Annotated in this window: 7 protein-coding genes; all 7 read left to right on the top strand. The window is 50.0% G+C overall.

The features are described 5' to 3' along the window. A partial coding sequence (ltrA, locus tag D9T21_RS20170) for a group II intron reverse transcriptase/maturase (RefSeq protein WP_123323532.1) occupies positions 1-1209 on the top strand: 1209 nt, incomplete at its 5' end. Positions 1210-1433: 224 nt separating this feature from the next. Then, a complete protein-coding gene (locus D9T21_RS20165) occupies positions 1434-2564 on the top strand; it encodes a M14 family metallopeptidase (protein ID WP_123326973.1) in 1131 nt (376 codons plus the stop codon). A 34-nt stretch (positions 2565-2598) separates the two neighbouring features. After that, positions 2599-4266, top strand: coding sequence for an alanine/glycine:cation symporter family protein (locus tag D9T21_RS20160; protein WP_123326972.1), 1668 nt, complete (start codon positions 2599-2601; stop codon positions 4264-4266). A 191-nt stretch (positions 4267-4457) separates the two neighbouring features. Beyond that, a complete protein-coding gene (locus tag D9T21_RS20155; protein ID WP_105936791.1) occupies positions 4458-4787 on the top strand; it encodes a zinc ribbon domain-containing protein in 330 nt (109 codons plus the stop codon). Next, positions 4784-5077, top strand: a complete 294-nt coding sequence (locus D9T21_RS20150; protein ID WP_123326971.1) for a YeaC family protein — start codon at positions 4784-4786, stop codon at positions 5075-5077. Before D9T21_RS20155 ends, D9T21_RS20150 begins: the two co-directional genes overlap by 4 nt. Beyond that, entirely contained in the window at positions 5067-7847 is a 2781-nt protein-coding gene (locus D9T21_RS20145) for a DUF349 domain-containing protein (RefSeq protein ID WP_164464777.1), read from the top strand. Before D9T21_RS20150 ends, D9T21_RS20145 begins: the two co-directional genes overlap by 11 nt. A gap of 3 nt (positions 7848-7850) precedes the next feature. Next, complete coding sequence (locus D9T21_RS20140; RefSeq protein WP_105936794.1) at positions 7851-8066, top strand: hypothetical protein; 216 nt, start codon at positions 7851-7853, stop codon at positions 8064-8066. Positions 8067-8183 lie beyond the last annotated feature (117 nt).

The raw sequence follows: 8183 nt of genomic DNA, 5'->3' as shown, positions 1-8183 counted from the left end.
AAAAAGGTGTTCAAAGCGAAAGGCGCGGCCGGAACAGATGGGCAGAGCCTGAGCGAGTTCGCCTCGAATCTGGATGATAATCTTGAGCAATTACGCCTCGAACTCGAAACCAAACGCTATACCCCTCAACCGGTCAGGCGGGTGGAAATCCCGAAAGAAGGGGGGGGAGTACGGTTACTGGGGATCCCATCAGTACGGGATAGAGTCGTTCAACAAAGTTTGACTGATATCCTGAGTCCCATTTTCGAAGAGCAGTTCCATCCATCAAGCTTTGGTTATCGACCGGGGCGGAGCTGTCATGATGCCATCAATAAAGCCACAATGTTCATCCGTCGATATGAGCGACGACACGTGGTGGATATGGATCTGTCGAAGTGCTTCGATAAGCTGGACCATAGGCTTATCCTGAAAAGCATCAAAAGACGGGTACGAGATGGTAGCGTGCTGAACTTAATCAGTCAGTTCTTAACAAGTGGGGTAATGGTTGATGGGCATTGGCAGCAGACAGAGGCAGGTAGTCCGCAAGGTGGGGTAATCAGCCCATTGATAGCGAACATCTATCTGGATGCGTTTGATGAGGAGATGAAACAGCGTGGCCACCGCATAGTGCGTTACGCTGATGACATTCTTATCTTGTGTCGGAGTGGTTCAGCGGCAGAGAATGCGCAGCGACAAGCGACACAAATCCTTGAAGGTAAACTGAAGCTGACAGTGAACACAGAGAAAACCCATATCACGCACAGTGATGCGGGAGTCAGGTTCCTTGGCGTGGAAATCGGGACAAAACATACCCGAATTCAAGCGAAGAAACTGGCGGCGTTCAGAAGGAAGCTAAAGCAGATGACAAAACGCAATGGAGGAAAACCGTTGCAAAGTGTCATCAATGGACTGAACCCATTGCTAAGAGGGTTTAGCCAGTACTTCAGGATTGCCGATGCTAGCAGGGCATTCAAACAAATTGCGAGTTGGCTAAGACGCAGACTGCGAAGCGTTCAACTTAAGTTATGGAAGAAGGCGAGCCGCCTGCATCGCTGGCTACGACAGCGAGGATACAAAGGCAAGTTCATCTGCATGAACATGACGAGTTGGCGAAGCGCAAGAAGCCCGTTAGCAAGCTACGCGATGCCAAACAGCTGGTTCAACGAACTAGGACTGGTGAATCTGGGAGATGTTAGAACGGGGAATGTGCCCAGCATTTACGCTGGATAAACCAGTACATGAGCCGTATACGAGGTCCGTACGTACGGTTCTGTGAGAGGGATGAGGCGGAGACGCCTCACCCTACTCGATATCCGCGCCTAACTGACTAATAGTTGGCCAGAATCCACAAAAATCCGCTTTTCACCGTTTAAGTGCATAGTATTGTTAAACTCGAGTGTGTTAAATTAAAGCCATTGGCACACCTAAAATAAAACAGATAACTATAACGACAGATGCAGATTTCCAGCCTATTTGACAGCGGTAACATCCGCGTAATCCGTGCCGAGCAACCTGATGACATCATGCTCGCGATCAATAAAGACAATCAATCCGATTTTTATCAGTGGTTTCATTTTCGCCTGACCGGCGAAGTTAACCGACTGCATACCCTGCACATCAGCGATCTGGCTTCTTCAGCTTATCCAAAAGGCTGGGAAGGGTATAATGTGCTGGCCTCCTATGACCGTCAGACGTGGTTTCGGGTCGACAGCGAGTTTAACGGCGACATCCTGACCTTCAGCATTGCGCTGGAACAGCCGCAGGTTTATTTTGCTTACTTTATCCCATACAGCTATGAGCGCCATCTCGACCTGTTAGCCGATGCGCAATGTTCGCCATTGTGTGAGCTTAAATACCTTGGTGATACCCTGGACGGCCGCGATATGTCGATGCTGGTGATTGGTGAGCCGGGTGAAGACAAGCGCAACATCTGGATAACCGCGCGCCAACATCCGGGTGAAAGCATGGCCGAGTGGTGTGCCGAAGGCATTATTGCCCGCTTACTGGACGAACAGGATGGACTGAGCCGGGCATTACTGGAAAAGGCGGTATTCTATATCGTGCCTAATATGAATCCCGACGGCAGTGCCCGCGGCCATCTGCGTACCAACGCAGTGGGCGCAAACCTTAACCGCGAATGGAAAACACCCACGCTCGAGCGCAGCCCGGAAGTTTACTATGTGTTGAATGCCATGCATGAAGTGGGCGTCGACATGTATCTGGACCTGCACGGCGACGAAGCTCTGCCGTATAACTTTGTGGCAGGCAGCGAAGGTATCCCGGCATACAACGATAAACTCAAAGCGCTGGAAAATCAGTTTAAGGACGCCTTGCTGATGGCCACGCCTGAGTTTCAGGATGAGTTTGGCTATGCCAAAGACGAACCCGGACAAGCCGACCTGACTATTGCATCTAACGCAGTGGGTCAGGCGTTTGAGTGTCTGGCCTATACGATAGAAATGCCTTTTAAAGATAATAATAATTTACCTGATCCATTATTCGGCTGGTCTGTGCAACGTTGCCAGCAGTTTGGTGAAGATATCCTGGTAGCCGCATACAATGTGGTTGGCAGTTTAAGGACATAACAACAATAAACATTAACAACAAGGGGAAACTGGTTTGGAAGGCTTGTTTAATTTTTTAACGTCGCTTGACGGGATGCTCGGGGGAGCCGACTGGTTTCCCTTTGTGCTGTTAGGCGTAGGTCTGTTTTTTACGATTTATCTGAAATTTCCGCAAATTCGTTTTTTTAAACATGCGTGGAAAGTGGTTACCGGCAAGTACGATCATAACGACGATCCGGGCGATACCACGCACTTCCGGGCGCTTACGACCGCCTTATCCGGCACCGTAGGTACAGGTAATATCAGTGGTGTGGCATTTGCGATTTTCCTCGGTGGTCCGGCGGCGTTGTTCTGGATGTGGGCCACGGCATTCCTAGGTATGACAACCAAATTTGTTGAGGTCACGCTGTCACACAAATACCGGGTGAAAACCGAAGATGGCACCATGGCCGGTGGCCCCATGTATTTCATGGACCGTGGTCTGAACATGAAATGGCTGGCGGTTGCGTTTGCCATTGCCACGGTTATTTCATCATTTGGTACCGGTAACCTGCCTCAAAGTAACGGTATTGCCACCAGTATCGAAACCACCTTTGGTTTTGAGCCATGGATCGTAGGTAGCGTACTGGGTATCTTACTGGCACTGGTTATTCTTGGCGGCATCCAGCGTATTGCTGCGTTTACTGCCCGGGTTGTGCCTTTTATGGCAGTGGTTTACCTGATTGGTGCACTGGCGGTAATTTTTGCCAACATTGAAAATGTGGCGCCGTCATTTGCAGCGGTGATTAGCGATGCCTTTACCGGTTCCGCGGCAGCAGGGGGCTTCCTTGGTGCGTCACTGGCTTATGCGTTTAACCGCGGGGTTAACCGGGGCTTATTCTCTAACGAAGCTGGTCAGGGTTCAGCGCCTATCGCTCACGCGGCGGCGAAAACCAAAGAGCCGGCGTCGGAAGGGATGGTGTCGCTGCTTGAGCCGTTTATCGATACCATTATCATTTGTACCATTACCGGTCTGGTGATTTTGTCGTCTGGCGTGTGGAAAGAAAAGCACGAAAACGTGTTTGATCGCTCTGACATGGTGTTTGTGGCCGGTGAGTATACCGACACAGAGGAAGCCGACAAGTCGCAACTGTACGGTTTCTTAAACAGTGTTGATGGCAACGAAGTAGAAAGTTATACCGGTGCTATCACCGTGGTTAATGGTTCTGCGGTAACCGGTGGTTTCACGCTGATTAACGCTCGTTCTGTTGCTGAAGATGTACAATACCTGGTGGGCAGCGAAGATCCTTTCTCTGGTACCCTGCAGATTGAAAACGGCAAGCCGCTTAAAGAAAACCTGATTATTCAGGGTAAGTCTCTGGTTCATTCAGCCTCGCTGACTACCATTGCCTTTACCCGTGGCTGGTTTGGTGACTTTGGTCAGTACATTGTCTCCATTGGCCTGCTATTGTTTGCCTTCTCAACTGCCATTGCCTGGTCTTACTACGGTGATCGTGCCATGACCTATTTATTAGGCCCACGTTCAATCATGCCGTACCGGGTTATTTATGTGGCCGGGTTTGTTTGGGCGTCATTCTCTGATACAACCCTGGTATGGGCACTCTCTGCGGTGGCTATTGTGGTAATGACCCTGCCTAACCTGTTCGGTATTGTGTTACTGAGTAAAGAGATGAAAGCGACTGTTAATGAATATTGGCAGCGTGTAAAAGAGAACGAAAAGTAAAAGTAAACCAGAGCCGGATTCTGTCAGTAAAAACACTGACGCCGGCATTGTTTTTAAAAGCCAGGGCTGACTCCTGGCTTTTTGATATGGTGTCGTATTGTTTACAGACTGATAAGGCCAGCGATGCTTTTCGCTGGAGCCAGTCAGCATTAACAGTGCGTCACCCGGAAATAACGATTAGAGGAGATAGAATGGCGTTAATTGATTGTCCGTCGTGTGGTAAGAAGATGTCAGATAAAGCCAAGACATGCCCTAACTGCGATTTCTCTTATGGCGAAGCCTCGGTCGAGGATATTGAACGCAAAGAGAACATGAAACGATTTAAGAAAATGCATAGCATTCAAAACCAGTCGATGCTCGCAATGCTGTTATTTATTGGTGGTTTCGGCTTTATGTACTGGGGTGGGGTTTCACCAGGCGACACCCAGCATTCTGCAGCCCTGATGGCCTGCGTAATAGGTTTTTTATGGTATGGCATCAATCGCGTGCGAATTGTGCTTTTAAAACGGTCGACTAAATGAATGTAGAACAACTTCTCGCAGCCATGACGCCAGACGTTTACGAACGTTTGCGTCAGGCTGTCGAAACGGGTAAATGGCCTGACGGCAAGGTGCTGTCTGACGAACAAAAAGAAAACTGTCTGCAGGCGGTATTGTTGTACCAGGCCAGAATCGCTCAATCCAACGAACATATGACCGTTGGTGAAAGTGGCGAAATTATCCACAAGAGCAAAAGTGAGCTGCGTCGCGAATTACGCGAAAGCCAGTCTAATGAACAATCCATTGCGCGGTTTAAACAGGATGATATTTAGTCGATTTTTTTCGCCTTCCCATAGTAGTAATGATCCGGACACAAGAATTAAAGCCATTGAAAAATTATCGCCAGATTCGCCTAACGAAAGACGCATCCTGCATGAATTAGCCTTCAATGATTCGGCCGCGGCAGTCAGTCTGGCGGCTTTGGAAAAGCTTAACTCTTTTGCTCTGTGGCTGAAAATGTCACAGATTGCCAAGGAACCGCGGTTAGTCACCGCCGCACAGGCCAGGGTTGAATGCGCCCTGATTGATGGTAGTGCTGAAATCAGTCAGCAGGAAATCAAAGAGTACCTGTTAAAATCTGCCCCGGCGGAGCAGGTGATCAAATGTCTGCCGCTGATGACCGAATTGCATCAGGATAAAACCTTTTGCCTGGATATCCTTAACAAGCTCGGGCGCAGCAGTTTTACCCAACAGTTGTTTTCGGCTACCCCCGAATCGGCGTTAAAACTCGCCATTATCGATAACAGTCAGGATTCTGATTTATTGCAAAAGCTGTTGCGTAAGACAACCGATGAGACGTTGCAACAGGCGTTGTCAGACCGCCTCGACTATTTGCAGGAACTGGCACAAAAACCGGTTCGACTGGGCCGGGAAGTGACCCTTGTTTTGTCGAAACTACTGGCGTTACTGGAAAAATCGGATTTTGAGCAAATTACGGCTGACCAGGCCTCGCTTAACGAGGAATATCAGGCTCTAAAGGCCGATTTTGGCTGCCTGGATGACGAAGCACGGCAGGAATATGAAGCCAAGCTCGCGTCCCTCAACGAACGCGTTTCAGCATTGTTAGCCCGACTCAAACCAGAGTTTGAGGCACAGCAGCGTGCTGCCGCCCATAAAGAGGCTCAACAAGCCTGCACCGAAGCTGTGGCAGAAGTCAAACGACTGCATAAGCAATTACAGGGCGAGCAAATACTCAGTCTTACCCTGGGCGAAGTAACGGTGTTTCAACAGGCTGTAGAACAGGCAGAAAATGCGTTAGCGGCACTGCAGGAATATGCCGAGCCGACCGAAGAAATCGAAAGTATGCTGGAGAGCTACCGGCATATATGGGATCGTCTGCCCGACTTACAGCGTCAGGTAGCGGCCCTGCAAACACAATTACAAACCTGGCAGCAATGGCTGGAAGATGACAACGTTAGCTGGCAGCTCGATGAGATTAAAACCAGCTGGCGTGAACAAACTGCTTCAATGGCAGTTGTTCCGGCATTTTTACGCTCTCAGTGGCAAACGTTACTGGAACAACTCAAAGTCCGCGAACAGCAGCGTCAGTCCAGTCAACAGCGCCATCTTAAGCACTGTCGCAAGCACATTAACATCATTAATAACATGGTAGAGCAGGGCAAGTACCGGGCTGCCATGGCGCGGTTCCAGCAGCTCGAAAAAGATTATCAGACTCTGCCACCAGACACCCGGACCATGCTTGAGAAACGTTTTGAGCAAACCCGCGACCAGATTGCCCGGCTGGAAGGCTGGCAGATTTATCTGGCCGCCCCCCGTAAACCGGAACTGATTGAGCAGGCCGAAGCGCTACTGCAGGAAAGTCAGAATGATATGCCGGTCAGGGCACGCTCAATCAAATACCTCAGGCAGCAGTGGCAAAGCCTCGGTGAGTCAAATACGGTAGAAGATCAGGCGCTGAATACTCGCTTTGACGAATTGCTGGAAAAGGCATTTGAACCCTGTCGCCGCTATTACGCCGAACTGGAGTTACAAAACGACAAGGCTGCCGCAGAGCGCCAGCGATTGATTGACGAGATGGTAGCATTAGCCGCCGAATCAGAAGATACGGCGCAGCAGTTTCAGCAGTTTGAAGCCCTCAAAAAGCAGTGGCAGCAAGCAGGCCAAACTGACAGTGAGCGTTACCGCCAGTTGCGGGAAACCTGGGATCAGGCCTGTAGCGTAGTAACCGAGGTGATTACCCCGTGGTTACAGCAAAACCGTCAGACCAAGCAAGCACTGATTGATGAGGTTAACGCACTTAATGAGCTTGACGACATTCACCAGGCCAGAACCCAGGCCAAGGCCTTGCAGGCCCGGTGGAAAACCATTGGCCCGGCGGGTAAGCGCTTTGAGTCGAAGCTGTGGTTTGCGTTTAAGGCTGCTAACGACAATCTGTTTAATAAGGCTAAGACGGTGCAGGCGGAGCAAAAAGCGGCACAGTCTCAGGCGGCGAATCAGTGGCGTGAACAATTGCAGCAGGTTCAGCAAGCCCTGGAGAATGACCAGAAAACAGCCAGTGATATTCAGCAAATGCTGGATGAGTGCCAGTTAGCGCTAAAAGAGGTGAACGACAGTAAGCTTCAAAAAGCACTGACAAAAGAGCTGTCAGCGGTACAGGCAACCCTTGATGCAGCGGTCGAACAACAGCTCAATGAAGCCTTTGCCAGTGCGACAGAACAAATGCTGGAACAGGTGCTCACGGCTAAACAGCCTGCTTCGGCATTGCAGGCTGAGTATCCGGTACTGCCGTCTTTGTGGTTTAAGGGCAATGGCCTCGACGAACCGCAGGACTGGCTGAAAACCTTGCTTACTCTCGAGGTGCTGGCGCAACTGGACTCACCAGAAGCTGATGGCTCGCTGCGCTCAACCGTGCAACTCCAACTGATGCAGGCCAAGCTCAATGGTGAGTCGCTGCCATCGGCTTACCCTTTAATTGGCGAGCTGTTAGCCAGCCAGGCTGTGCTGGCTGAACTTGACACTCTGCCTTTCCGGCAACGATTGTTTGATGTCTGTGTGCATTTTGGCTTACCCGGAGAAGCGTAAGTAGTGAAAAACAGTGTTGAATATAAATTTCCCACTCAGCCGCTGGCCTACCGGTTTTTAAATACGGTAAAGCACTTTGACGCCGAGCAACTGGTCGTTAAATACGGCCAGACAAATCATCATGTTAAGGTGAGTTACCGGATTAAAACAGAAGGTTTTGATTCGACCTTAGGTGAGCTTGACGATTTGGCAAGCCAGATGGAAGGCGAGGAAGTCTGATAAAAGCAGGCAGGTCTGAGTTAGTCAGGCCTGCCTGAGTTATACCAATCCGCATAGAGGTTTACCCTCTCAGAGTGATCCCTGAGGGCTAGACGAAAACGACTTAGATCACGACGC

Origin of the sequence: Marisediminitalea oceani, assembly GCF_003731635.1 — a bacterium.
Classification (GTDB): domain Bacteria; phylum Pseudomonadota; class Gammaproteobacteria; order Enterobacterales; family Alteromonadaceae; genus Alteromonas; species Alteromonas oceani.
This window is presented reverse-complemented; position numbering and strand designations above follow the sequence as displayed.